Source organism: Streptomyces sp. TG1A-8, assembly GCF_030499535.1.
In the GTDB taxonomy this organism is placed as follows: Bacteria; Actinomycetota; Actinomycetes; order Streptomycetales; family Streptomycetaceae; genus Streptomyces.
The window spans coordinates 1,979,050-2,004,028 of the sequence record NZ_JASTLB010000001.1; the positions used below are offsets into that span (position 1 = coordinate 1,979,050).

Consider the following 24,979-nt stretch of genomic DNA (forward strand, 5'->3'; position numbering starts at 1 on the left):
GGCGTCGGCCGCGGCCGACGCCCCCCACCGTTTCACCACCCGCGCGGCATCAGCTGCAGCCGCTGGTCGAACCGCAGCCCTCGCAGATGTAGCAGGAGCCGGCCCGCTGCATCTTCGTGCCGCAGGAGAAGCACAGCGGGGCGTCGGCCTGGATGCCCAGCTGCATCTCCACCAGTTCGGCGCTGGTGTGGGCCTGCTTCGGGGCGGGCTTCGCCGCCTCGGACTCGGCCTTCGGGGTCGCGACGGCCTTCAGGTCCGTCTGCCGCGGCGCCGACTGGGCCAGGCCCTCGACGTCGACCTCGTCGTCCTCGATGGACTGCTCGTAGGAGCCGGTCTCCAGGTGACGCTGACGCTCCTCGGCGGAGTGGATGCCGAGCGCGGAGCGGGTCTCGAAGGGCAGGAAGTCCAGCGCCAGGCGGCGGAAGATGTAGTCGACGATCGACTGCGCCATCCGCACGTCCGGGTCGTCCGTCATGCCGGCCGGCTCAAAGCGCATGTTGGTGAACTTGGAGACGTACGTCTCCAGGGGCACGCCGTACTGGAGGCCGACGGAGACGGCGATGGAGAAGGCGTCCATCATGCCGGCGAGGGTCGATCCCTGCTTGGACATCTTCAGGAAGACCTCGCCGAGACCGTCGTCCGGGTAGGAGTTGGCGGTCATGTAGCCCTCGGCGCCACCGACCGTGAAGGACGTGGTGATCCCGGGCCGGCCCTTGGGGAGGCGCTTGCGGACCGGGCGGTACTCGACGACCTTCTCGACCTTGGGCTCGACGGCGGCGGGCCTGTCGGCCTTCTCCTCCGTCGTCTCCTTCTTCTTGGCCGACAGCGGCTGGCCGACCTTGCAGTTGTCGCGGTAGATCGCGAGCGCCTTGACGCCCAGCTTCCAGGCCTCGAAGTAGATCTCCTCGACCTCTTCGACGGTCGCCGTCTCCGGCATGTTGACCGTCTTGGAGATGGCACCGGAGATCCACGGCTGGATCGCGGCCATCATGCGGACGTGGCCCATCGGGGAGATGGCGCGCTCGCCCATGGCGCAGTCGAACACCTCGTAGTGCTCGTGCTTGAGGCCGGGGGCGTCGATCACGTTGCCGTGCTCGGCGATGTGGGCGACGATCGCCTCGATCTGCTCCTCCTGGTAGCCCAGGCGGCGCAGGGCCTGCGGGACGGTGCCGTTGACGATCTGCATGGAGCCGCCGCCGACCAGCTTCTTGAACTTGACCAGGGCGAGGTCGGGCTCCACACCGGTGGTGTCGCAGGACATCGCCAGACCGATGGTGCCGGTCGGGGCGAGGACGGACGCCTGGGAGTTGCGGAAGCCGTTCTTCTCGCCGAGGCCCAGGACGTCCTGCCAGGCCTCCGTGGCGGCGGTCCACACCGGGGTGTCCAGGTCGTCCATGCGGACGGCGCCCGCGTTGGCGTCCGCGTGCTGCTTCATGACCCGCAGGTGCGGCTGGGCGTTGCGGGCGTAGCCGTCGTACGGGCCGACGACCGCGGCGAGTTCGGCGGAGCGCTTGTAGGCGGTGCCGGTCATCAGGGAGGTGATGGCGCCGGCGAGTGAGCGGCCGCCGTCGGAGTCGTAGGCGTGGCCGGTGGCCATCAGCAGGGCGCCGAGGTTGGCGTAGCCGATGCCGAGCTGGCGGAAGGCGCGGGTGTTCTCGCCGATCTTCTGGGTGGGGAAGTCGGCGAAGCAGATGGAGATGTCCATCGCGGTGATGACCAGCTCGACGACCTTCTGGAAGCGCTCGGTCTCGAAGGACTGGTGGCCCTTGCCGTCGTCCTGGAGGAACTTCATCAGGTTCAGCGAGGCGAGGTTGCAGGACGTGTTGTCCAGGTGCATGTACTCGCTGCAGGGGTTCGAACCGTTGATGCGGCCCGACTCCGGGCAAGTGTGCCAGTGGTTGATCGTGTCGTCGTACTGGATGCCCGGGTCGGCGCAGGCCCAGGCGGCCTCGGCCATCTTGCGGAAGAGGGACTTGGCCTCGATCTCCTCGATGACCTCGCCGGTCATGCGGGCCCGCAGGCCGAACTTGCCGCCCTGCTCGACCGCCTTCATGAACTCGTCGTTCACGCGGACCGAGTTGTTGGCGTTCTGGTACTGGACGGACGTGATGTCGTCGCCACCCAGGTCCATGTCGAAGCCCGCGTCGCGCAGGGCGCGGATCTTCTCCTCCTCCTTCACCTTGGTCTCGATGAAGTCCTCCACGTCGGGGTGGTCGACGTCGAGGATGACCATCTTGGCGGCGCGGCGGGTGGCGCCACCGGACTTGATGGTGCCGGCGGAGGCGTCGGCGCCGCGCATGAAGGAGACGGGGCCGGAGGCGTTGCCGCCGGAGGAGAGCAGCTCCTTGGAGGAGCGGATGCGGGAGAGGTTCAGGCCGGCGCCGGAGCCGCCCTTGAAGATCATGCCCTCTTCCTTGTACCAGTCGAGGATCGACTCCATGGAGTCGTCGACGGACAGGATGAAGCAGGCGGAGACCTGCTGGGGCTGCGGCGTGCCCACGTTGAACCAGACGGGGCTGTTGAAGCTGAAGATCTGGTGCAGGAGGGCGTACGCCAGCTCGTGCTCGAAGATCTCCGCGTCGGCGGGCGAGGCGAAGTACTTGTAGTCCTCACCGGCCTTGCGGTACGTCTTCACGATGCGGTCGATCAGCTGCTTCAGGCTGGTCTCGCGCTGGGGGGTGCCGACGGCACCGCGGAAGTACTTGCTGGTGACGATGTTGACCGCGTTCACCGACCAGAAGTCGGGGAACTCGACGCCACGCTGCTCGAAGTTGACCGAGCCGTCGCGCCAGTTGGTCATGACGACGTCACGGCGCTCCCACGTGACCTCCTCGTACGGGTGCACGCCGGGGGTGGTGTGGATGCGCTCGATCCGCAGCCCCTTGGTGACCTTGGCGCCCTTGGTTCGGGAACCTCGTGCCGGACCGCTCGCCGTCTCTGTCATGCCGCCTCCCTGTACGGGCGAAAACGCCCTGAAGTGCCCCGATGTTCCGTGGCACGGTGTTTCTGTCATATGTTGCGGGCACCCTCAGCCGCCGCCCGCAACAGGTCTTCGGTCGCCGCCTCCCGGCCGGGCCCCGGGTCCCGGCCCGGCCCTTCCGGCCCGCCGGTCAGTCGGCGGCGTGGGCGGGCGCGGGGATCTGGGTGGCCCCTGTGGGCCCGCGTTCGTCTTCCCGGCTCCCCGGTTCCGCGCCTTCGCCGTCCGCGGCGGGGTCCTGCGTCGCCTCCCTCAGTTCCGCGATGGCGGCCTCGAAGTCCTCGAGCGAGTCGAACGCCCGGTAGACGGAGGCGAACCGCAGAAAGGCGACGAGGTCGAGCTCCTGCAACGGGCCGAGTATGGCCAGGCCCACGTCGTGGGTGGTCAGCTCGGCACTTCCGGTGGCCCGCACCGCCTCCTCGACCCGCTGGCCGAGCTGGGCGAGGGCGTCCTCGGTGACGGGCCGTCCCTGGCACGCCTTGCGCACGCCGTTGATGATCTTGGTGCGGCTGAAGGGCTCGGTGACTCCGGACCGCTTGACCACCATGAGCGAGCACGTCTCCACGGTCGTGAAACGACGGGAGCAGTCAGGGCACTGGCGGCGCCTGCGGATCGACGTGCCGTCGTCGGTCGTACGGCTGTCGACCACACGGCTGTCGGGGTGCCTGCAGAAGGGGCAGTGCATGATCTCCAACCCTCCTCACAGCGGTCCCAATAGCCCCGCCGGGCCTCATGGGCCCCGCGAAGCAGCCCTAAGCATAGGCGATCGTAGAGGCTCTGGAGACCCGGGTCGATCACGGAAAACACAACTTCTGGGCTGCTGTAGCCATCCAACCACTACATGTAGGGATCGGCTCACTCAGGGGAAAGACGCGCGTGTCGCCGCGCGGGCAGGCCCCGGCCACGGATACCCGGTTGCGACGCGACCGAACACGCGGACGCGGGAGCGTGCCGCCGTGGCACGTGCGGAGATAGCGTGGGCGCCGCACGGAGGGCGCGTGGGACTCCCGGGCGGAAGGGGCCCGGACCCCGGACGAGGGGACTCCGGATGGCACACTGAGGCAACGGTCCACGAGGCCGTCGGCCCCGGCGGAGAAGAGTACAACAATGGATGCTTATGTCCGCCGGAGACCGTGTTAGCTATACACCCGGACACATGGTCACGTCGAGGGAATCGCACTTTTTCACTCGAACGTGTGTTTGGCGCAACCTTTCGAAAGCAACTACCGTTGTCCAGCAGGGAGACCATCGAGAGGGGCCGACGTGACCACCACCGCCGACAGTGCCAGCATCACCGCCCAGGACCGCTCCATGGGCCGGGTCGAGCCGGTACACGCGATGAACGAAGCCGCGAGTCCCGAGGGACACAAGCGCTCCCTGCCGGGCCGACCTCCAGGCATCCGGGCGGACAGCTCCGGACTCACCGACCGGCAGCGCCGGGTCATCGAGGTCATCAGGGACTCCGTGCAGCGGCGCGGCTACCCGCCGTCCATGCGGGAGATCGGCCAGGCCGTCGGCCTCTCCAGCACCTCGTCGGTGGCGCACCAGCTGATGGCACTGGAGCGCAAGGGCTTTCTGCGCCGTGACCCGCACCGCCCGCGCGCATACGAGGTGCGCGGTTCCGACCAGACCGTGACGGTGCAGCCCACGGACACCGCGGGCAAACCGGCCGCGTCGTACGTCCCGCTGGTCGGCCGCATCGCCGCCGGTGGCCCGATCCTCGCGGAGGAGTCGGTCGAGGACGTCTTCCCGCTCCCCCGGCAGCTGGTCGGCGACGGCGAGCTGTTCGTCCTCAAGGTCGTCGGCGACTCCATGATCGAGGCGGCGATCTGTGACGGCGACTGGGTGACCGTCCGCCGTCAGCCCGTCGCCGAGAACGGCGACATCGTGGCGGCCATGCTCGACGGAGAGGCCACGGTCAAGCGTTTCAAGCGCGAGGACGGCCACGTCTGGCTCCTGCCCCACAACTCGGCCTACGAGCCGATCCCCGGCGACGACGCGACGATCCTCGGCAAGGTCGTCGCCGTGCTGCGCCGCGTGTGACGGCCACGGCGAGCCGGACGGCCGCTCGCCCCCCAGACCGGGCCCCGGGACCCCTGCGCCGGTTCCGGGGTCCCGTGCTGTCCGGGGCACTCACATACGGAACCGACCGGGGCGGCCACGGACGCCCCCGCCCCGCGGGGGTGGCCTGCCCGGAGGCCGGGCAGGCCACCCCCGGTCACTTCGCCTCTTCCTGCCCGGCCTCGGCCTGCCTGGCCACCGCATCGATCGCCGCGAGCGACTTGCGGACCTGGTTGCGGTCCGTCGTGTACCAGAAGTCCGGCAGGGAGGCCTTCAGGTAGGAGCCGTACCGCGCGGTGGCGAGCCGCTGGTCCAGTACGGCGACCACGCCGCGGTCCCCGGAGGCCCTCACGAGACGGCCGGCGCCCTGGGCCATGAGCAGGGCCGCGTGGGTGGCGGCCACCGCCATGAAGCCGTTGCCACCCGCGTCCTCCACGGCCTTCTGACGCGCGCTCATCAGCGGGTCGTCGGGGCGCGGGAACGGGATCTTGTCCATGACGACCAGCTGGCAGCTGGGGCCCGGGACGTCGACGCCCTGCCACAGCGACAGGGTGCCGAAGAGGCAGGTCCTCGGGTCGGCCGCGAAATTCTTGATCAGCTCGCCGAGCGTTTCCTCGCCCTGGAGCAGGATCGGGAACTCGGGGATGCGGGAACGCAGTTCCTCCGCGGCGAGCTGGGCGGCACGCATGGACGAGAACAGCCCGAGGGTGCGTCCCCCGGCTGCCTGGATCAGCTCGGTCAGCTCGTCGAACATGTCGGTCCGCTCGCCGTCCCGCGCCGGACGCGCCAGGTGCTTGGCGACGTACAGGATGCCTTGCTTGCGGTAGTCGAAGGGCGAGCCGACGTCGATGCCCTTCCACTTGGGGACGTCGTCGCCCTCGGTGCCCTCGGGGGCGAGTCCGAGGGAGGCCCCGACGCCGTTGAAGTCGCCCCCCAGCTTCAGGGTCGCCGAGGCGAGGACGACACTGCGGTCCGTGAAGAGCTTCTCCCTGAGCAGCCCGGAGACCGACATGGGGGCGACCCGCAGGGAGGCGCCGAAGCGGTCGTGGCGCTCGTACCAGACCACGTCCCACTCGGAACCGTTCACGATCCGTTCCGCCACGTCGTGCACCGTCTCCACCGAGGCCAGCGCCTGTTTGCGGACCGCATCCTCGTCCTGGACCGACTTGTCACGGGTCGCGCCGATCGCGGAGATCACCGTGCGGGCGGCGTCCCGCAGCGCCATCAAGGCATAGCCGAGGTCTTCCGGGATCTCCTCGAGCCGGCCCGGGAGGGCCAGTTCCATCAGCCGCTCGAAGCCCTCGGCGGCCGTCTGGAGCTGGTCGGCGGCCTTCTCGTTCACGAGCTTCGCGGCCCGGCGCACCGCCCGGTTGACCTGGCCGGGGGTGAGTTCGCCGGTGGCGACGCCCGTGACGCGGGAGACGAGTTCGTGGGCCTCGTCCACGATCAGCACCTCGTGCTGGGGCAGCACCGGGGCACCCTCGATGGCGTCGATCGCCAGCAGCGCGTGGTTCGTGACGACGACTTCGGCGAGCTTGGCGCGCTCGCGGGCCATCTCCGCGAAGCATTCGGCGCCGTACGCGCACTTCGACGCGCCCAGGCACTCCCGGGACGACACCGACACCTGCGCCCACGCACGATCGGAGACGCCCGGGGTGAGGTCGTCCCGGTCGCCCGTCTCGGTCTCGTCCGACCAGTCGCGCAGGCGCAGCAGGTCCTGACCGAGCTTGCTGGTGGGCGCGGCGGCCTCGAACTGGTCGAAGAGACCGTCCTCCTCGTCCTGCGGCATGCCCTCGTGCAGCCGGTGCAGGCACAGGTAGTTCGACCTGCCCTTGAGCATGGCGAACTCGGGGCGGCGACGCAGCAGCGGGTGCAGGGCGTCGACCGTGCGCGGCAGGTCGCGCTCCACGAGCTGGCGCTGCAGCGCGAGCGTGGCCGTGGCGACGACCACGGGCTCCCCGTGCGCGAGCGCGGGCACGAGATAGCCGAGCGACTTTCCGGTACCGGTGCCGGCCTGGACCAGCAGATGGGATCCGTCGTCGATCGCCTCGGCGACCGCTTCGGCCATGGCCACCTGACCGGGGCGCTCCGTGCCGCCGACGGCTGCGACGGCGGCGTGGAGGAGTTCGGGGAGTGAGGGCTTCGTCATAGCCCGACCACCCTACGGCCCGGCACCGACAAACGGGTGGTCAGCTCGGAGACGGGGGACGGGCTCACTGGCGGGACTCCTGGGGACGGGAGGTGGAAGGCGACGGTCCGGCGGGGTGGGGCAGAGGACGGCCGCCCCGGTGAGGGCCGGGGGCGGGCGCCGGCGGCCGGGCGGGACCGGGGTGGAGGCGGCGGGTTACGGGTTGTCTCAAGATCCTTGCCGTGACGGAACCGTTGCCGTTCCATCGGAAGTCCCCCACAGCGAGCGCATAGTGTGTGGTCCCGATCCCAGACGGCCGTGAGACCGGCGTGCGCTCCTGTGAGCCGGGCGCCGTCGTCAGGGCCGCAGCGCCGAGTTCCTTCACAGCAGGGGGAGTCACCACCATGCGATCCATACGGCCGTCGTCCACCGTTCGCCGCGGGAGGGGCGCGTCACGCAGGGGTTCCCCCGTGCCGGCGGCGGTCGCCCTCGTCTCGGTGCTGGCGCTGACCGCCACCGCCTGCGGCAGCGGCGGTGACGACAACGCCGGCGGCACGCCGACCGCCGGTGCGACCGGGGGCGGCACCGGCGACGGGAAGATCAGGATCCCGGACGACATCCGCGACAAGCTCAAAGAGCACGGCATCGACATCGACAAGTGGAAGAACGGCGCCTGGAAGAAATGGGACAGGGACGACTGGCTGCGCGAGGCCAACGACTTCATCAACCCGATCATCAAGGGCCTGTGGAACCCGGACCGGATGCGGGACGCCGACAACCCGGACAAGCGGGTCGACGGCGACGACCTCTCCGGTGACCGGGGGGTGACGGACCCCGCGCCCGCTCCCGTGCGGGCGCAGACGGTCCGGCCGCCCTACCACAGCAGCGCGGCCACGGCGGGAAAGCTGTTCTTCGACTCCCCCGAGGGCACCATGGTCTGCTCGGCGACGGTGGTGGAGGATCCGGCGCACCCGGGCAGGTCCAACCTCGTCTGGACGGCGGGCCACTGTGCGCACGCCGGCAGGAACGGCGGCTGGTACCGCAACATCGCCTTCGTGCCGTCGTACAACAACGCGGGCCAGTCGGCCGGCGAGCTGCAGGACGCCACCAGGGCCGAGGTCGCCCCGTACGGCGTCTGGTGGGCCGACGCGGCGAAGACCTCGCAGCAGTGGATCGACCAGGGCGGCGAGACCGGCGGCGACGGAGCCTCGTACGACTTCGCCGTCCTCCACGTGACACCGGAGCAGGGCAGCGGCGGCAAGTCGCTCCAGGAGACGGTGGGCGGCGCGCTTCCGGTGGACTTCGACGCCCCGGCGGTGCCGGAGGCGCAGAGCATCACGGCGACCGGTTACCCGGCGGCCAGGCCGTACGACGGGCAGCTGCTGTACCAGTGCCAGGACCGGCCGGGCCGGCTGTCGATCGCCGACGCGGATCCGACGATGTACCGCATCGGCTGCACGATGACCGGTGGGTCCTCCGGCGGCGGCTGGGTGGAGACGGGTGCGGACGGCAAGCCGGCCCTGGTGTCCAACACCTCCATCGGTCCGGTGTCCGCGGGCTGGCTGGCGGGTCCGCGCCTGGGCGAGGTGGCGAAGGGCGTGTACGAGTCGGTCAGCGAGGAGTTCGCCGGGCGGTGAGCCGGGGCGGGCACGACAAGGGCCCGCCACCCGGTACCGGGTGGCGGGCCCTTGTGCGAGCGGGGCGTCAGGCCGCGGGCGCCGGCGTGTACGGTGCCAGCTCCGCCGCCAGTTCCTCGTGCACCCGGGCCTTGAGCAGGGTGCCCTCCGCGGTGTGCTCCTCGGAGATCACCTCGCCCTCGGTGTGGGCGCGGGCGACCAGCTTGCCGTGCGTGTACGGGACGAGTGCCTCGATCTCGACCGAGGGACGGGGCAGCTCCTCGTCGATCAGCGCGAGCAGTTCCTCGATGCCCTGGCCGGTGCGGGCCGAGACGGCGAGGGAGCGCTTCTCCACCCGCAGCAGGCGCTGCAGGACCAGGGGGTCGGCCGCGTCCGCCTTGTTGATCACGACGATCTCGGGCACGCCGGTGGCGCCGACGTCCCGGATCACCTCGCGCACGGCGGCGAGCTGCTCCTCCGGGGCGGGGTGCGAGCCGTCCACCACGTGCAGGATCAGGTCGGAGTCGCCGACCTCCTCCATGGTGGAGCGGAACGCCTCGACCAGGTGGTGCGGCAGGTGCCGTACGAAACCGACGGTGTCGGCGAGCGTGTACAGCCGGCCGCTCGGGGTCTCCGCCCGGCGGACGGTCGGATCCAGGGTCGCGAACAGCGCGTTCTCGACCAGGACGCCCGCGCCGGTAAGGCGGTTGAGCAGGGAGGACTTGCCGGCGTTGGTGTAGCCGGCGATGGCGACGGACGGCACCTTGTGGCGCCGCCGCTCCTGGCGCTTGACCTCGCGGCCGGTCTTCATGTCCGCGATCTCCCGGCGCATCTTCGCCATCTTCTCGCGGATCCGCCGCCGGTCCGTCTCGATCTTGGTCTCACCGGGGCCGCGGGTGGCCAGGCCGCCGCGGCCACCGCCCATCTGGCGGGACAGTGACTGGCCCCAGCCGCGCAGCCTCGGCAGCATGTACTGCATCTGGGCGAGGGCGACCTGCGCCTTGCCCTCGCGGGACTTGGCGTGCTGGGCGAAGATGTCGAGGATCAGGGCCGTGCGGTCGATGACCTTGACCTTGACGACGTCTTCGAGCTGGATCAGCTGGCCGGGACTCAGCTCACCGTCGCAGATGACCGTGTCCGCGCTCGTTTCGAGGACGATGTCGCGCAGCTCGGCTGCCTTGCCGGAGCCGATGTAGGTGGCGGCGTCGGGCTTGTCGCGGCGCTGGATCACGCCGTCGAGCACGAGGGCACCGGCGGTCTCGGCGAGGGCGGCCAGCTCCGCGAGGGAGTTGTCGGCGTCCTGCGCGGTCCCGGTGGTCCACACCCCGACGAGCACGACCCGCTCCAGGCGGAGCTGCCGGTACTCGACCTCGGTGACGTCCTCCAGCTCGGTGGACAGCCCCACGACACGGCGCAGGGCCGCGCGCTCGGAGCGGTCGAACTGGTCACCGTCCCGCTCGCCGTCGATCTCGTGGCTCCAGGCGACGTCCTCTTCCATCAGGGCATCGGCCCGAAGACCGTCGGGGTAGGTGTGCGCGAGGCGCTTGGTGTCCTGGGAAGGGGAAGAAGAGGAGGTCATTGGATCCTTACGTCGGTGGGAGGGCCGATCCGGCGTCGGCGGGACCGGCTGTCACAAGGCACAACGCTCTGGTACCCCGGGAGATTCCCGGGTCCCGCGCCGGCCCGAAGATGGTCGCACGGCGCGGACCGTGTCGTCACCGAGTTATCCGCCGCTGTCCGTCCGGTCCGTCCGGTCCGTCCGGTCACCGCCGTCCGGCGGGCTTGGCCGGGGCCGCGGTGGGCTTCCAGTCCGGGTGGCCCGGCATCGGCGGGGTCTTCTCGCCGTAGAGCCAGGCCCGGAAGAAGCCGCTCAGGTCGCGGCCGGTGAGGTCGGAGGCGAGGCGGACGAAGTCGGCGGTGGCGGCGTTGGAGTCGCGGTGCTCCTGGACCCAGATCCGCTCCAGCCGCTCGAAGGCCGGCCGGCCGATCTCCTGGCGCAGGGCGTACAGGACGAGCGCGGCGCCGTCGTAGACGCTGGGCCGGAAGATGTCGATCTTCTGACCGGGGACCGGCGGCTTGGGCAGGGCGGGCGGTCCGCCGGAGGCGCGCCAGCGGTCGGAGGCGCCGTAGGCGGCCTTCATGCGGTTCTCCATGGGCCGGCCGGCCCTCTCCTCCGAGTACAGGGCCTCGTACCAGGTGGCGTGTCCCTCGTTCAGCCAGACGTCGGACCAGGTGCGGGGGCTGACGCTGTCGCCGAACCACTGGTGGGACAGTTCGTGCACCATGACCGATTCGAGGTACCACTTCGGATACGTGGCCTGGGTGAACAGGTCCTTCTCGAAGAGCGAGAGGGTCTGTGTCTCCAGTTCGAATCCGGTGGAGGCCTGGGCCATGAGCACGCCGTACGTCTCGAACGGGAACCGGCCGACCTTGCCCTCCATCCAGGTGATCTGGTCGGGCGTCCTCGCCAGCCAGGGTTCGAGGGCCTCGCGGTCGGCGCTGGGCACGACGTCGCGGACCGGCAGTCCGTGCGGGCCCTGGCGGTGCACCACGGCGGAACGGCCGATGGAGACCTGCGCGAGCTCGGTGGCCAGCGGGTGCCGGGAGCGGTAGGTCCAGGTGGTGGAGGGGCCGGACCGTTCCACGCCGGCCGGCAGACCGTTCGCGACGGCGGTGTAGGCGTTCGGGGCGGTGATGCGGAAGGTGAACACCGCCTTGTCGGACGGGTGGTCGTTGCACGGGAAGACCAGGTGGGCGGCGTCGGCCTGGTTGGCCATGACGAGGCCGTCGGAGGTGCGCACCCAGCCGCCGTCCCGGCCCTTGACGGCGCCGGGGTCGCTGGTGTGCCGCACGGTGATGCGCGTCCGGGCGGCCCGGGCCAGCGGGCGGTCCGGCGTGACGACCAGGTCCTCGCCCGCGCCGGTGAAGCGGGCCGGGCGGCCGTCGACGTCGACGGACTCGACCGTGCCGTGCGCGAAGTCGAGGTTGACGCGGTCCAGGGGGGCGGTCGTCCGGGCGTCGATCGTGGTGACCGCCCGCAGCGGCTTGTCGTTGCTGCCCGGATAGGTGAGGTCGAGGTCGTACGACACCACGTCGTAGCCGGGGTTGCCCAGGTGCGGGTAGAGCCGGTCGCCGATGCCCAGGGGCTCGGCCGGGGCGCCGGCGGCGAGAAGGCAGAAGGAGACGACGGAGGCCAGCAGGGCCGCGTTGCGGCGCAGGGAGGGCCGGGGGCGGGGGCGGGGGTTGTGCGGCATGCACCACCGCTACCAGCGCGCGCGTACGCCGTGGTCACGGCGCGCGCCCGGTCCACCCGAACGGATTGCGCCGGGCCGCCTTTTCCAGGAAGCGGGGGCGGGACGGGCCCCGGACGTGTTCTCAGCCGGCCGGACCGCGGTCCGGCCGTCCGGGCCGGGCGGCGCGCGCCTGCGGGATTCCCGCGCCGGCGGCCGGGCCCGTGCTCAGGGGGCCGGTGCCTGGTGCTGGGCGCGGTTGACGTCGTAGACGCCGGGCACGTCGCGCATCGCGCGCATCAGGGCCGGGAGGTGGGCCGCGTCGGGGAGCTGGAGGGTGTAGGTGTGGCGGACCCGCTGCTGGCTGGGCGGTTCGACGGTCGCGGAGACGATCTCGGCGTCCTGCAGGGCGATCGCCTCGGTGAGGTCCGCGAGCAGGTGGGGGCGGCCGAACGATTCGGCGACCAGCGTGACCCGACACCCGGTGGTGTCCCCCCAGCGCACGCCCACCTCCGCGCGCTCCCGGCTCTTCATGTGCGCCACCGTGGGGCAGCGCACGCGGTGCACGGTCACCACCCCCCCGCGTACGGCGAAGCCGGTGATCTCGTCGGGCGGCACGGGCGTGCAGCACCTGGCGAGGCGTACGGCGGCCCCGGGCCGGTCCGCCAGGACCTCGGCGCCCCGGGGCCGGGCGGCGCGGGTGCCGCTCGCGGGGCGCGGGGTGGGGGTGCCGTCCGAGGGGTGCGCGCCCCTGCCGGGGGCCGGGCCGTCCGGCGGGGGCGCGTCGGAGGAGGCGTGGCCCGGGTGCGTGGCCAGCCATCGCTGGATGGCGATCCGGGCGGCCGGGGTGTGGGCGTGCTCCAACCAGGCGCGGGAGGGCTCGGAGGCCGGGTCCTGGCCCATGAGGAGCTGGACGGTGTCGCCGTCCCTCAGCACGGTGCTGAGCGTGGCCAGGCGGCCGTTGACGCGGGCTCCGATGCAGGCGTGGGCGTCCTCGCCGTACTGCGCGTAGGCGGCGTCCACACAGGTGGCGCCGTCGGGCAGGCCCAGGGTGCCGCCGTCGGGGCGGAAGACGGTAATCTCGCGGTCCTGGGCGAGGTCCTCGCGCAGGGTGGACCAGAAGGTGTCCGGGTCGGGGGCGGCGCGCTGCCAGTCGAGCAGGCGGGAGAGCCAGCCGGGACGGGTGGGGTCGGCGCGCTCGCCGTCGGCCGCGGACTGCTCCTCGGCGGGAGCGGCGTAGGGGTTGCCGAGCGCGATGACGCCGGCCTCGGCGACCTTGTGCATCTGGTGGGTGCGGATGAGGACTTCCACCACCTGCGCGGCCCTGGGTGCCGCGCCGGACGAGTCGGTCCGGGGACCCCGCGGGAGGGCGACGGCGGTGTGCAGCGACTGGTACAGGTTGAACTTCGGTACGGCGATGAAGTCCTTGAACTCCGAGACGACCGGAGTCATGCACGTGTGCAGTTCCCCGAGGACGCCGTAGCAGTCGGCGTCCTCGTTGACGAGCACCAGCAGGCGGCCGAAGTCGGCGCTGCGCAGCGGTCCGCGTTTGCGGGCCACGCGGTGGACGGAGACGAAGTGCCGGGGACGGACGAGGACTTCCGCCTGGAGGCCGGCCTCGCGCAGTACCCCGCGGACCTCCTCGGCGACCTCCGCGAGGGTGTCGTCGGGGCGGGCGGCGTTCTCGGCGATCAGTTCCCGGGTGTGCTCGTACTCCCCGGGGCGGAGGATGGCGAAAACCAGGTCCTCCAGCTCGGTCTTCAGCGCCTGCACGCCGAGGCGTTCGGCGAGCGGGATGAGGACGTCGCGGGTGACCTTGGCGATCCGCGCCTGTTTCTCGGGGCGCATCACACCGAGGGTGCGCATGTTGTGCAGGCGGTCGGCGAGTTTGATCGACATCACGCGCACGTCGTTGCCCGTGGCGACGAGCATCTTGCGGAAGGTCTCCGGTTCGGCGGCGGCCCCGTAGTCGACCTTCTCCAGTTTCGTGACGCCGTCGACCAGGTAGGACACCTCCTCGCCGAACTGCTCCCGGACCTGGTCCAGCGTCACCTCGGTGTCCTCGACGGTGTCGTGGAGCAGTGAGGCGGTCAAGGTGGTGGTCTCGGCGCCGAGTTCGGCGAGGATCAGGGTCACGGCGAGCGGGTGCGTGATGTACGGCTCGCCGCTCTTGCGCATCTGGCCGCGGTGCGAGGACTCGGCCAGGACATAGGCGCGGCGCAGGGGTTCGAGGTTCGCGTCGGGGTGGTGGGTGCGGTGTGCCTCCACGACGTGGCCGATGGCGTCGGGCACTTTGCCGCGGGCGGTGGGGCCGAGCAGGGCGGCCCTGCCGAGGCGGCGCAGGTCGATCCGCGGCCGGGACTTCCGGCGGACCACCGCGGGCGCCGCGGGCGCTACCGGGCCAGCGGTCGCAGGGTTCGTGGCCTCTGCACTCATGGGCACCTCCGGCTCGTGGACCGGCGGACGGGGCCCCGAGGGCGTACGCGGCTCAGGGATGGCGGCGTTCCCCCGTCCGTGCCGGTGCTTGATGCTATCGAGCCCACCACGTGCGACCGACCGCCTCTCGCCGAGCGTGAAACGGATCACCTATTCGAGCGACGGCGAAGAGGTTTGGGATTTACGCCATCAGCTCCGCACTCGGCCGCGGTTTCGAACGGCCCCGGCCGCCGGGAAGCGTCGATCCGGCCGCGCAGAGCCGTCGCGACCACGGTTTCACCGGTCAACGGAGGGCGTTTTCCAGCCACTCACCGTCGATCTCGCCCTCGGCGACGATCACGGCGGGCCCGGTCATCTCGATCCCGCCGTCCGGCCGCTCGGTGATGACCAGGCGCCCGCCGGGCACGTCGACGGTGTACGTCGCCGGGACGCCGGTGACGGCCGGGTCGGCGCCGTCGCGCCGGGCGGCGGCCACGGCCACGGCGCACGCGCCCGTGCCGCACGAGCGGGTCTCGCCCGAACCGCGCTCGTGCACGCGCAGCGCGACGTGACGGGGGCCGCGGTCGACGACGAACTCGACGTTCACGCCGTCCGGGTAGGCGGCCGCCGGGCTGACGGGCGGTGCGGTGAGCAGGTCGCCGGCGTGCGCGAGGTCGTCGACGAAGGCCACCACGTGCGGGTTGCCCATGTTGACGTTGCGCGCGGGCCAGTTGCGCCCGCCGACGCTCACCGTGACGTCCCCCCGGGCAGGCGGGCGCTGCCCATGCCGACGGTGACGTCGCCGTCCTTGGCGATGTGAACGCTCCTCACGCCCGCGCGCGTGGCGATCGCGAGGTCCCCCTCGGCCGCGTGCCCGGCGTGCTGGAGGTAGCGCGCGAACACGCGCACCCCGTTGCCGCACATCTCGGCGACCGAGCCGTCGCCGTTGCGGTAGTCCATGAACCACTCCGCCTCGGCGGCCATCCGCACGGCCTCCGGGTGGGCGGCGGACCGCACCACGTGCAGCACCCCGTCGCCGCCGATGCCCGCGCGGCGGTCGCACAGGGCGGCGACGGCGGCCGGGGTCAGGTCGAGGGCGTTGTCGGGGTCCGGGACGATCACGAAGTCGTTCTCGGTGCCGTGCCCCTTGAGGAAGGCGATTCGCGTGCTCATTCCTCGATCGTACGGGCTGGGTACGGCACCCCGTGCGCGAGCGGGTCGCCGCAGGTCACGGACGAGCCGGTCGCGGCGGCGCGCACCCGGACCACCGCCTGCGCCGGCGCGGGCCGGCGGCCGGCTCAGCGCAGGCGGGCCACCCGCCACACGGCGAGGACGGCGACGACGGCCACCAGCAGCACGTAGGCGAGCACGACCCGCCAGTCGGGGCGGCGGCCGGAGCCGCGCGCGGGCAGGCCCGGCCAGGTATGGCCCACCCGGCGGGCGGCCGTCATGCCCCAGCCCGCGGCGCAGGAGCAGATCAGCAGCCCCAGCATGGCGATCACCGCGCCGCTGTCGCCGAAGTCGAAGGCGAGCGGGAAGGCGAACATCAGGGAGCCGCCCGCGGCCAGGGCGACGATGGGCGCGATCTGCCAGATGCGCAGCCGCCGCTGCGGGCGCAGCTCGACCTCGACCTCCGGACCGCCCGCGTACATCTCCTCGGGCTCCGGTCCGTCGGCCGTCACGCCACCGGGGGGCTCCTCGGGACCGTCGTCGGTCAGACGGTCCTCGCCCTGTTCCGGTTCGCCGCCGCCGGTGGTGGTGTGCTCGGCACTTTGTGCGGTGTCACGAGGGCCGGCCTCCATCGCCACGCGCCCTCCCCACTAGGACTCCACTTGGTCGATCGAAGCACGATGATGGCACGCTGTCACAGGCCGCGTTGACCGGCGGCGCATCCCGATGCCATGACGTGATCAGGCTGTAACCGGTCGTTCGACCAACGCGAGAGCCAGCGCCGGAAGGTCCCCGCGGTCCGCGGCCGCCCCGCTGAGCCACTGCACCCGCGGATCGCGCCTGAACCACGAATCCTGACGGCGCGCGAAGCGTTTGGTGGCACGGACGGTCTCGGCCTTCGCCTCCGCGTCGCTGCACTCCCCGGCGAGCGCCGCGAGCACCTGCTGGTAGCCCAGCGCACGCGACGCCGTGCGGCCCTCGCGCAGCCCGTGCGCCTCCAGGGCGCGCACCTCGTCCACCAGGCCCGCCTCCCACATCCGGTCGACCCGGAGGGCGATGCGCTCGTCGAGTTCCGGACGGGCGACGTCGACGCCGATCTGGAGGGTGTCGTAGACGGAGTCGTGGCCGGGGAGGTTGGCGGTGAAGGGCTGCCCGGTGATCTCGATCACCTCCAGGGCCCGGACGATGCGGCGGCCGTTGCCGGGCAGGATCGCGCGGGCCGCCTCGGGGTCGGCGGCGGCCAGGCGCGCGTGCAGCGCTCCGGGGCCGCGCAGCGTCAACTCCTCCTCCAGGCGGGCCCTGACCTCGGGGTCCGTGCCGGGGAACTCCAGGTTGTCGACGGCCCCGCGGACGTACAGGCCGGAGCCGCCGACCAGGATCGGCCAGCGCCCCTCGGCGAGCAGCGCGTCGATCCGGGCGCGGGCCAGTTTCTGGTACTCGGCGACGGAGGCGGCGACCGTCACGTCCCAGATGTCCAGCAGGTGGTGCGGGACGCCGCCGCGCTCCTCGGGGGTCAGCTTGGCGGTGCCGATGTCCATTCCCCGGTAGAGCTGCATGGAGTCGGCGTTGACGACCTCCCCACCGAGCCGCTGGGCCAGGAAGACGCCCAGATCGGACTTTCCGGCCGCGGTGGGGCCGACGACGGCGATGACGCGGGGGGTGGAGGGTGCGCTGCTCACCGCACCAGTCTCGCAAACCTCCCGAGGGCGCCTCGAACGGGTTACGTGACGGCGCGGGTCCCGGGTCGTTTCCCTCGGGGGGAGGTGCCGTCCGCCGGTCGCGGAAGACGGTGGCCCCGGGCGGTGCGAACGGACGCACCGTTCGGCGCGGGATTTCCCCGCACGAGTACCGTATGGAGTGGACATGGGCGTTATTGCACGGCTTTTCGGCAGGTCGAAGTCGGAGGCGTCGGAGGCGTCGGAAGTGTCGGAGGCGCAGCAGGCGCCGGACGGCGCCGGGGCGGGGGACGCCGGGACGGCGGAGGATCCGCAGCAGGCGCAGCAGGCGGAGGACGCGGCCGAGGACGGGCGCGTGGAGGAGGGGCGCGCGGGGGACGGGCGCGCGGACGGGGCGGCGGAGCCGGAGGGCGCCGCGTCCGGTGCGCCGGAGGGCGCCGAGATCCCCAAGCAGCAGTCCGCGGACGAGGCCGCCGACAGCGAGACCGGTGAGGGCGCCCGTACGTAGGTGCCGTGGGTGTCCCGCGGGAGGGGGGATCATGGGTCTCCCGGACGACACGGGGACCGGGCCCGCCCCGGACGGGGGTGAGGTGCCGGACCTCGCGCGCCGGCACGGCGACAGTGCCCGCACGGCCCCGACAAGGCGGCCGGGGCCCGTCGACGAGCGGACCTGGGGCGGAGTACACCGACACGATCCGCACGGGTACGGGCAAGGCCGGGGAGGCGATGGACCGCCTCGCGCACGAGGACGGTCCGAAGGCCGGCGGCCGCACGGCCCCGGCCCGGGGGCCCGCCGCCCCCGGCTCCCCGAACGGTGCGCGGACCGGCGGACGGCCGCGGAGCGCGGCGCTCCGCGGCCGTCTGCCGGTCCGCGTGCCGGGGTGCACGCGGGCGGGGCCGGTGCGTCCGGGCGCGGGCCGGGGACGTCGCGGCGCGGGCGGCGCCTCCGGGCGGCGGGGGCTAGGACCAGGTGGCCACCAGGTAGCCGACGCCGTAGGGGGCGTCCTCGTAGAGCAGCGCGCCGTCAAGCCCGGCACCCTCGGCCGCTCCGGCGAGGACCTGCCAGGGCGCGCGGCCGGAGGCCTTCAGCTCGTACGCCAGCTCGGCGTCCAGCGCCTCGACGGCGGCCACGTCCGCGGCGCCCAGCGCCCGGGCCACCGCCGCGTCGAAGGGCGCCGCGCGGTCGTCCAGGTATCCCGGTGCCTTGAGCGAGCGGCGGGCGCTGGCGTCGCCCATCACCAGCAGCGCCACGCGGTCGGCCCGGGCCGCGACGTCGCGGCCCACCCCGATGCACCGCGCGGGTTCCAGCGGTTCCCCGACGCCGAGTCCCTCGACCGGGGCGCCCGCCCAGCCGACCCGCTCCAGCAACCAGGCGGCCACGGCGAGCGACGGCGGCAGCTCGCGCTCGGCAGCGGTGTCCGTCGCCGTGCCGAGCCGTACGCCGAGGTCGACACCGAAGCCGCGGAAGGAGCCCGAAGCGCCCTGGGGGTGCCATCCGCGCCCGCTGCGTCCGGCGGGTCCGACGACCACGAGCCGGTCCGGGCGGGCGGCGGCGAGCACGCCCAGGGCGTCGGCGCAGGCCGCGCGCGCGGCGTCCAGTTCGGGTCCGGCGCCCGCGGCGACCTCGGGCACGAGCAGCGGCGGGCAGGGGCAGACGGCGGCGGCGACAAGCATGACCGGCAGCGTAACCCCGTACGGCGGCACCGTGGCATCCGTGCGGACGGACCGGCCCGCACCCCGGCCTCCGCCCGTGCTCCGGCCGCCGCCTTCACGACGGGGGCCGGGACGGCCGGCGCCGGGGGCGGGGCTCAGTCGCAGCCGCAGGCGGTCGCCGCGGCCGGCAGCGGCTCGGGGACGCCGATCCTCGGGAGTCCGAGCAGGACGCCGGCCGGCCTGGCGGCCTTTGCCGTGCTGCGCTCCTCCCACGCGTCCCCGGCGCGCGTGCGGCGCACGGCGAGGACCGGCCCCTCGGCGAGCAGGTGGTGCGGGGCGGCGTACGTCACCTCGACGGTGACCACGTCGCCGGGGCGCACCTCCTGCTCCGGCTTGGTGAAGTGGACGAGCCGGTTGTCCGGGGCGCGGCCGGACAGCCGGCGGGTGGCGCCGTCCTTGCGTCCCTCGCCCTCGGCGACCATCAGCTCCAGGGTGCGGCCGACCTGCTTCTTGTTCTCCTCCCAGGAGATCTCCTCCTGGAGGGCGACGAGCCGCTCGTAGCGCGCCTGGACGACCTCCTTGGGGATCTGGTTGTCCATGGTCGCGGCCGGGGTGCCGGGCCGCTTGGAGTACTGGAAGGTGAACGCCTGGGCGAACCGAGCCTCGCGCACCACGTGCAGCGTCTGCTCGAAGTCCTCCTCGGTCTCGCCGGGGAAGCCCACGATGATGTCGGTGGTGATCGCCGCGTGCGGGATGGCGGCCCGTACCTTCCCGATGATCCCGAGGTAGCGCTCCTGCCGGTAGGAGCGGCGCATCGCCTTGAGCACCGTGTCCGACCCGGACTGCAGCGGCATGTGCAGCTGCGGCATGACGTTGGGCGTCTGCGCCATCGCCTCGATCACGTCGTCGGTGAAGTCACGGGGGTGCGGGGAGGTGAAGCGGACGCGCTCCAGTCCCTCGACGGTGCCACAGGCCCGCAGCAGCTTGCTGAAGGCCTCGCGGTCGCCGATGTCGGAGCCGTAGGCGTTGACGTTCTGCCCGAGTAGCGTGATCTCGCTGACTCCCTCCGCGACCAGCGCCTCGACCTCGGCGAGGATGTCGCCGGGGCGGCGGTCCTTCTCCTTGCCGCGCAGGGCCGGGACGATGCAGAAGGTGCAGGTGTTGTTGCAGCCGACGGAGATCGACACCCAGGCGGCGTACGCGCTCTCGCGCCGGGTGGGCAGCGTGGAGGGGAAGGCCTCCAGCGACTCGGCGATCTCGACCTGGGCCTCCTCCTGGACGCGCGCGCGTTCCAGCAGCACCGGCAGCTTGCCGATGTTGTGCGTGCCGAAGACGACGTCCACCCAGGGCGCCTTCTTGACGATGCCGTCCCGGTCCTTCTGCGCGAGGCAGCCGCCGACCGCGATCTGCATCCCGGGCCGCCGGGCCTTCTTCGGTGCGAGGCGGCCGAGATTGCCGTACAGCCGGTTGTCGGCGTTCTCCCGTACGGCGCAGGTGTTGAAGACGACGACGTCCGCGTCCCCGTCCGCCCCCTCGGGCGCCCGCACGTACCCCGCCTCTTCGAGCAGCCCGGACAATCGTTCGGAGTCGTGGACGTTCATCTGGCACCCGTAGGTGCGGATCTCGTAGCTCTTGGGGGTGTGAACGTCCACTGCCGGACTCCGGTCGCTGCTGCTGGTCATGGCTCAAGAGTAGGCGAGCGCCACCCGCCCCCCGGCCCGGAGGCCCGCCCGGCCCCGGGCGGACGACGGCCGGGGCCGGTGGCCGGCGGCCCGTGTTCCCGCAGGCAGTCACGCTCGTCCGCACATCCACCGGTACGTTGGGATTGCTCACCACAGGCACCGGATCGGAGATTCGCCGCGATCACGCCGGTATTCAGTCGACGCATCCCCGTGAAGACCGCCGTCGCCGTCGTGTTCGTCGCCGCGAACTTCATGGCGATCATGGACACGACGATCGTCAACGTGGCCCTGCCCACCGTGGGCCGCGACTTCGGTGTGGACGCCTCCGGGCTGAGCGCCGTGAACGTCGGCTACCTGGTGGCGCTCGCGGTCTTCATCCCGGCCTCGGGCTGGCTGGGCAACCGCTTCGGCACCCGGCGCACCGTGCTGGCCGCGCTGCTGCTGTTCACCGTGGCCTCCGGGCTGTGCGCCACCGCCGGCTCGCTCGGCACGCTCACCGGGTACCGCATCCTGCAGGGCGTGGCCGGCGGTCTGCTCACCCCGGTCGGCATGACGATGATGCTGCGGGCGTTCCCGCTCGCCGAGCGGCTGCGGGCGCAGAAGTACATCATGCTGCCCACGGCCGTCGCCCCCGCGCTCGGGCCGGTACTGGGCGGCTGGCTGGTGGACTCCGTCTCGTGGCACTGGGTGTTCCTGGTCAACCTGCCGATCGGAGCGCTCGCCCTGCTCTTCGGAGTGCTGTTCCTGCCCGACTTCCCGGGCCGCGGCGCGCCCCGCTTCGACGGGCCCGGGTTCGTCCTGGCCGGCGGCGGACTGGCGGCCGTCCTCTACTCCCTGACCGAGGCCCCGGACCGGGGCTGGGGCAGCCCGGGCATCCTGGTCCCCCTGGCGGGCGGCCTGGTGCTGCTCGCCGCGATGGTGCGGTGGGAACTGCGCGCCGAGCACCCCATGATCGACCTGCGGATCACCCAGGACCAGTTGTTCCGCACCACCCAGCTCGCCCTGCTGCCCATCAACGCCGCGTTCATGGGCGTCCTGTACCTGTACCCGCTCTTCCTGCAGACCGCCCTCGGCTACGACGTCCTCCGGTCGGGCCTGGCCACCTTCCCGGAGGCGCTGGGCATGATGACGGCCTCGCAGATCGTCCCCCTCCTGTAGGGCAGGATCGGCCCGCGCCGGCTGATGGCCGCGGGCGGCACCGGGGCCGCACTGCTGATGGCCCTCATGGCCACCTTCACCGCGGACACCAGTCCCGTGGTCCTCCACGCGCTGCTGTACCTGCTCGGCGTCTGCGTCGGCCACCTCGTCATGAGCGCCCAGAACACCGCCTTCGCCACCATCCCGCCCGCCCGGACGGGCGATGCCACCACCGTGCTGAACGTGCAGCGCCAGGGCGCCGCCGCCTTCGGCACCGCCCTGGTCGGCACGCTGCTCGGCGCGCTCGGCACCACCACACGGGCGGGAGCGGTCGGCACCGCCGCGTACCACGCCGGCTTCCTCACGCTGGCCGCCCTCACCCTCTGCGCCGCCGCCCTCGCCCTGCGGATCAGCGACCGCCGCGTCCGGGCCGCCCTCAACGCCGCCGACGCGCACGCCGCCCGGGGGGAGGGCGCGCCCTCCGGGCCGGCCAAGCGGGGCTGACCCCGCCGGCGCGGCGGCTGCGGGAGCCTCCCGGCGGGGTCCGGCACGGGGCAGGCGCCCCGTGCCGCGCCCTCGGCGCGCGGGCGACGGCCGGGGCCGCGCCCCGGGGCGCGCGGGACGTCCGCGTCCGGGCCGCAAGGGCTCCTCGACGAGTACCGCGCCCGCGGTGGTGCGGGGCGGACCCGGGGTGACGACGCGGGCGTCGTCCACCGCCACGGCGGTGTCCGCGTGGCGACCGCCGGCCGTCGGGCCGTCGGGCCGTGCGGGACCACCGCGACGGCGCGGCCCGGGACGAGGGCGCCGGTGGGTTCGCGGAGCGGGACGACGGCGGTTTCCCGGGCGGGGCGAGCCGGCAGCGCCGGCGGCGGCCACCGGGGAACCGGCCGGGGCGTCCGGCGGCCGGGCCGGGCGCGCCGGCGGCGGCCGGGGCCCGGCGGTCCCGCCCTCGCGGGAGCACCGGCGCAGCAGCAGGACCCGACCGGGCGTCGGCGGCGAGGGGCGGACCCGGGGACCGGGAGGCGTGTCCTCAGACGGACGCCTGGTCGCTGTCCTTCAGGGCGCCCCAGCCGTGCCAGCGCTCCACCTCGATCCAGGCGCTGACCCGGGCGCGGACCCGGTCCGGGTAGGGCTCCCCGGTGTAGTGGCGGGCGATGCGGTCGATGTCGGCCAGGCCCTCGTCCCCGTGGGTCTCCACCACCCGGCCGATGAGGGTGACGTGGGTGTACCAGTCGTCCTCGGCCAGGACGGTGAGGGTCAGGCGCGGGTCGCGGCGCAGGTGTTTCAGGCGGACGCGGCCCTCGTCCAGGCTGATCAGCACCCGGCCGTCGTCCCACACGTACCAGGTGGGCGTGGAGACGGGGGCACCGTCCGAACGCACGGTGGCCATCACGCAGGGGTTGGGCCGGCTCAGCAGTTCCACGGCCTCGGGCGGCAGCGGCGGCTTGGACATGGCGGTCTCCTCGGTTCTCGGGCCGCCGGGTCGCGGCGGCGTGCGCGGCGGACGGTGGCCGGCACCTCGTCGGTGTGCCCCGGCCGACGGGGTGCACACGGGGAGGCTGCGGTCGGGACCGGGCCGTCCGGCGGTGCCCGGTGGCCGTCGGGCACCGGGTCCGGGCTCCGCCGGGCCGGCTCCGCGGGCGGCCGGCCCGGGCGGGACGTCAGGCGCCGCCCGGTGTCCAGCCCTGGCGGCGCAGGACGGCCGAGACGTCCGGCGGGCGGTAGTGCTCGCCCTTCATGACCTTGCCGTCGGCCCGGCGGACGGCCCGGCCGTCGGGGCCCAGCTTGCTCATGTTGGCGCGGTGGACCTCGGCGATCACCTCGTCGAGGTCGATGCCGTGCACCAGGGCCGTGCCGTACGCCACGTACACTACGTCCGCCAGCTCGTGCGCGAGCCGGTCCAGCGGGCCCCCGACGGCCACCTCGGCGGCCTCCGCGGCCTCCTCGGCGAGCAGCTCCCCGCGGTGCGCGGCCAGTTCCGGGGACACCTCGGCCGGTGTGCTGCGGGCGTCGAGGCCGAAGGAGCGGTGGAACTCGCGGACGAGACGGGCGGGCGAAGAGCTCATACGGCGACTGTAACGGCCGTCGCCGACAGCGCCCGCCGCGGCCGCACCCGCCGCCGTCCGCGCCCCGGGGTCCCCGGCTCCTGGTCAGTTCCCCGTGCCGGCTGGCAGGATCGCCCGCATGTCCCAGGTGATCCCCTCCCCCGGCAGGCGCCGGGCGCTCCAGGGCGCGGCCGCCGGTGCCGTGGTCCTCGGACTGCTGCTGTGGTGGCTGCTGCCCCTGGGCGAGAAACCGCCGACCGGGTCGATCGTCTTCAGCACGGGCACCCCCCGCGGGGTCTACCAGGAGTACGCCGAGCGGCTGCGCAACGAACTGGGCAGGGACATGCCCGGACTGCGCGTGAAGCTGCTGCAGAGCGCCGGTTCGCAGGAGAACGTGCAGCGGGTGGCGACCGGGCGGGCCGACTTCACCATCGCGGCGGCCGACGCCGTGGAGACGTACGCGCTGGCGCACCGGCCCGGCGCGGGCGGGCTGCGCGGGGTGGCCCGGCTCTACGACGACTACGTGCAGCTCGTCGTGGCGCGCGGCTCGACGATCGACAGCGTGGCCGACCTGCGGCACAAGCGGGTGGCGACCGGGCTGCCCGACTCCGGGGTGCGGCTGATCGCCCACCGGGTGCTCAGGGCCGCGGGCATCGACCCGGACCGGGACATCACCCCGGTGGCGGACGGCATCGACACCGGGCCCGCCCGGCTCGCACAGGGCAGGATCGACGCCTTCTTCTGGTCGGGCGGACTGCCCACGAAGGGGCTGGCGGGGCTCGCGCGGAAGTCCGCCTTCAGGTTCGTGCCGATCGGCGACGACCTCGTCGCCCGGCTGCACACGGGCGGGCGGGGCGCCCGCTACTACCGGGCCACCAACATGCCCGAGTCGGCGTACCCGGCCGTGCAGCACGGCTCGGCGGTGCCGACGATCGCGGTGTCCAACCTGCTGGTGACCCGCGAGGACGTCGACCCCCGGCTGACCGAGTGGGTGACCCACACCGTGATCAGGAGCCGTGACGGCATCGGCGCCCACGTCCACTCGGCGCAACTGGTCGACCTGCGCACCGCCATCTACACCGACCCCCTCGCGCTGCACGAGGGCGCCCGCCGGTACTACCGGTCGGTGAAGCCGTGAGCCCGCCCCGCCCCGCGTGCCGGTGCGGCCGCGGGCGCCGCCGTGCCGCGG

At 73.0% G+C, this 24,979-nt stretch carries 18 protein-coding genes and 1 pseudogene; 6 read left to right on the top strand and 13 right to left on the bottom strand.

Features of this window, described 5'->3' with window-relative positions:
* Positions 1 to 49: 49 nt before the first annotated feature.
* Positions 50 to 2,944: a vitamin B12-dependent ribonucleotide reductase gene (locus QQY24_RS08145; protein WP_301972007.1), complete on the bottom strand. Its 2,895-nt coding sequence runs from the start codon at positions 2,942 to 2,944 to the stop codon at positions 50 to 52.
* A gap of 166 nt (positions 2,945 to 3,110) precedes the next feature.
* Positions 3,111 to 3,662 carry a transcriptional regulator NrdR gene (gene nrdR, locus QQY24_RS08150; RefSeq protein WP_301972008.1) on the bottom strand — a complete coding sequence of 184 codons (552 nt, stop codon included), beginning with the start codon at positions 3,660 to 3,662 and terminating at the stop codon, positions 3,111 to 3,113.
* Between the two features lie 578 nt (positions 3,663 to 4,240).
* Here nrdR and lexA point away from each other — a divergent pair.
* A complete protein-coding gene (gene lexA / locus QQY24_RS08155) occupies positions 4,241 to 5,020 on the top strand; it encodes a transcriptional repressor LexA (protein WP_301972009.1) in 780 nt (259 codons plus the stop codon).
* A gap of 175 nt (positions 5,021 to 5,195) precedes the next feature.
* Here lexA and QQY24_RS08160 read toward each other — a convergent pair whose 3' ends face one another.
* On the bottom strand, positions 5,196 to 7,187 hold the full coding sequence (locus tag QQY24_RS08160) for an ATP-dependent DNA helicase (RefSeq protein WP_301972010.1): 1,992 nt from the start codon (positions 7,185 to 7,187) through the stop codon (positions 5,196 to 5,198).
* Positions 7,188 to 7,570: 383 nt separating this feature from the next.
* On the opposite strand from QQY24_RS08160, the gene QQY24_RS08165 reads away from it, so the two are divergent.
* Positions 7,571 to 8,803 (top strand): serine protease, encoded by a 1,233-nt coding sequence (locus tag QQY24_RS08165; protein WP_301972011.1) that lies wholly within the window; start codon positions 7,571 to 7,573, stop codon positions 8,801 to 8,803.
* 67 nt (positions 8,804 to 8,870) lie between these two features.
* Here QQY24_RS08165 and hflX read toward each other — a convergent pair whose 3' ends face one another.
* From hflX to miaA, 6 genes and pseudogenes are all read right to left on the bottom strand, one after another.
* A complete protein-coding gene (gene hflX / locus QQY24_RS08170) occupies positions 8,871 to 10,361 on the bottom strand; it encodes a GTPase HflX (RefSeq protein ID WP_301972012.1) in 1,491 nt (496 codons plus the stop codon).
* Between the two features lie 184 nt (positions 10,362 to 10,545).
* Positions 10,546 to 12,036 carry a M1 family metallopeptidase gene (locus tag QQY24_RS08175; RefSeq protein ID WP_301972013.1) on the bottom strand — a complete coding sequence of 497 codons (1,491 nt, stop codon included), beginning with the start codon at positions 12,034 to 12,036 and terminating at the stop codon, positions 10,546 to 10,548.
* A gap of 204 nt (positions 12,037 to 12,240) precedes the next feature.
* Positions 12,241 to 14,448 carry a bifunctional (p)ppGpp synthetase/guanosine-3',5'-bis(diphosphate) 3'-pyrophosphohydrolase gene (locus QQY24_RS08180; protein ID WP_301972014.1) on the bottom strand — a complete coding sequence of 736 codons (2,208 nt, stop codon included), beginning with the start codon at positions 14,446 to 14,448 and terminating at the stop codon, positions 12,241 to 12,243.
* Positions 14,449 to 14,731: 283 nt separating this feature from the next.
* Positions 14,732 to 15,600, bottom strand: a pseudogene (gene dapF, locus QQY24_RS08185) (diaminopimelate epimerase).
* 125 nt (positions 15,601 to 15,725) lie between these two features.
* Positions 15,726 to 16,229 carry a hypothetical protein gene (locus tag QQY24_RS08190; protein ID WP_301976174.1) on the bottom strand — a complete coding sequence of 168 codons (504 nt, stop codon included), beginning with the start codon at positions 16,227 to 16,229 and terminating at the stop codon, positions 15,726 to 15,728.
* Positions 16,230 to 16,337: 108 nt separating this feature from the next.
* Entirely contained in the window at positions 16,338 to 17,276 is a 939-nt protein-coding gene (gene miaA / locus QQY24_RS08195) for a tRNA (adenosine(37)-N6)-dimethylallyltransferase MiaA (RefSeq protein ID WP_301972015.1), read from the bottom strand.
* 184 nt (positions 17,277 to 17,460) lie between these two features.
* Between miaA and QQY24_RS08200 the strand changes: the two genes are divergently transcribed.
* A complete protein-coding gene (locus tag QQY24_RS08200) occupies positions 17,461 to 17,781 on the top strand; it encodes a hypothetical protein (RefSeq protein ID WP_301972016.1) in 321 nt (106 codons plus the stop codon).
* A gap of 452 nt (positions 17,782 to 18,233) precedes the next feature.
* Here the strand turns inward: QQY24_RS08200 and QQY24_RS08205 are convergent, their stop codons facing one another.
* Positions 18,234 to 18,947 (bottom strand): class III extradiol dioxygenase subunit B-like domain-containing protein, encoded by a 714-nt coding sequence (locus QQY24_RS08205; RefSeq protein WP_301972017.1) that lies wholly within the window; start codon positions 18,945 to 18,947, stop codon positions 18,234 to 18,236.
* Positions 18,948 to 19,081: 134 nt separating this feature from the next.
* Positions 19,082 to 20,608: a tRNA (N6-isopentenyl adenosine(37)-C2)-methylthiotransferase MiaB gene (gene miaB / locus QQY24_RS08210; RefSeq protein ID WP_301972018.1), complete on the bottom strand. Its 1,527-nt coding sequence runs from the start codon at positions 20,606 to 20,608 to the stop codon at positions 19,082 to 19,084.
* A gap of 210 nt (positions 20,609 to 20,818) precedes the next feature.
* Between miaB and QQY24_RS08215 the strand changes: the two genes are divergently transcribed.
* Together QQY24_RS08215 and QQY24_RS08220 are read left to right on the top strand one after the other, a co-directional pair.
* Positions 20,819 to 21,766 carry a DHA2 family efflux MFS transporter permease subunit gene (locus QQY24_RS08215; RefSeq protein ID WP_301972019.1) on the top strand — a complete coding sequence of 316 codons (948 nt, stop codon included), beginning with the start codon at positions 20,819 to 20,821 and terminating at the stop codon, positions 21,764 to 21,766.
* Between the two features lie 6 nt (positions 21,767 to 21,772).
* Positions 21,773 to 22,249, top strand: coding sequence for a hypothetical protein (locus QQY24_RS08220; protein ID WP_367658044.1), 477 nt, complete (start codon positions 21,773 to 21,775; stop codon positions 22,247 to 22,249).
* A 526-nt stretch (positions 22,250 to 22,775) separates the two neighbouring features.
* Here the strand turns inward: QQY24_RS08220 and QQY24_RS08225 are convergent.
* Entirely contained in the window at positions 22,776 to 23,198 is a 423-nt protein-coding gene (locus QQY24_RS08225; protein ID WP_301972021.1) for a PPOX class F420-dependent oxidoreductase, read from the bottom strand.
* Positions 23,199 to 23,406: 208 nt separating this feature from the next.
* Positions 23,407 to 23,811: a MazG nucleotide pyrophosphohydrolase domain-containing protein gene (locus QQY24_RS08230; protein ID WP_301972022.1), complete on the bottom strand. Its 405-nt coding sequence runs from the start codon at positions 23,809 to 23,811 to the stop codon at positions 23,407 to 23,409.
* A 118-nt stretch (positions 23,812 to 23,929) separates the two neighbouring features.
* Between QQY24_RS08230 and QQY24_RS08235 the strand changes: the two genes are divergently transcribed.
* On the top strand, positions 23,930 to 24,928 hold the full coding sequence (locus QQY24_RS08235) for a TAXI family TRAP transporter solute-binding subunit (RefSeq protein ID WP_301972023.1): 999 nt from the start codon (positions 23,930 to 23,932) through the stop codon (positions 24,926 to 24,928).
* Positions 24,929 to 24,979 lie beyond the last annotated feature (51 nt).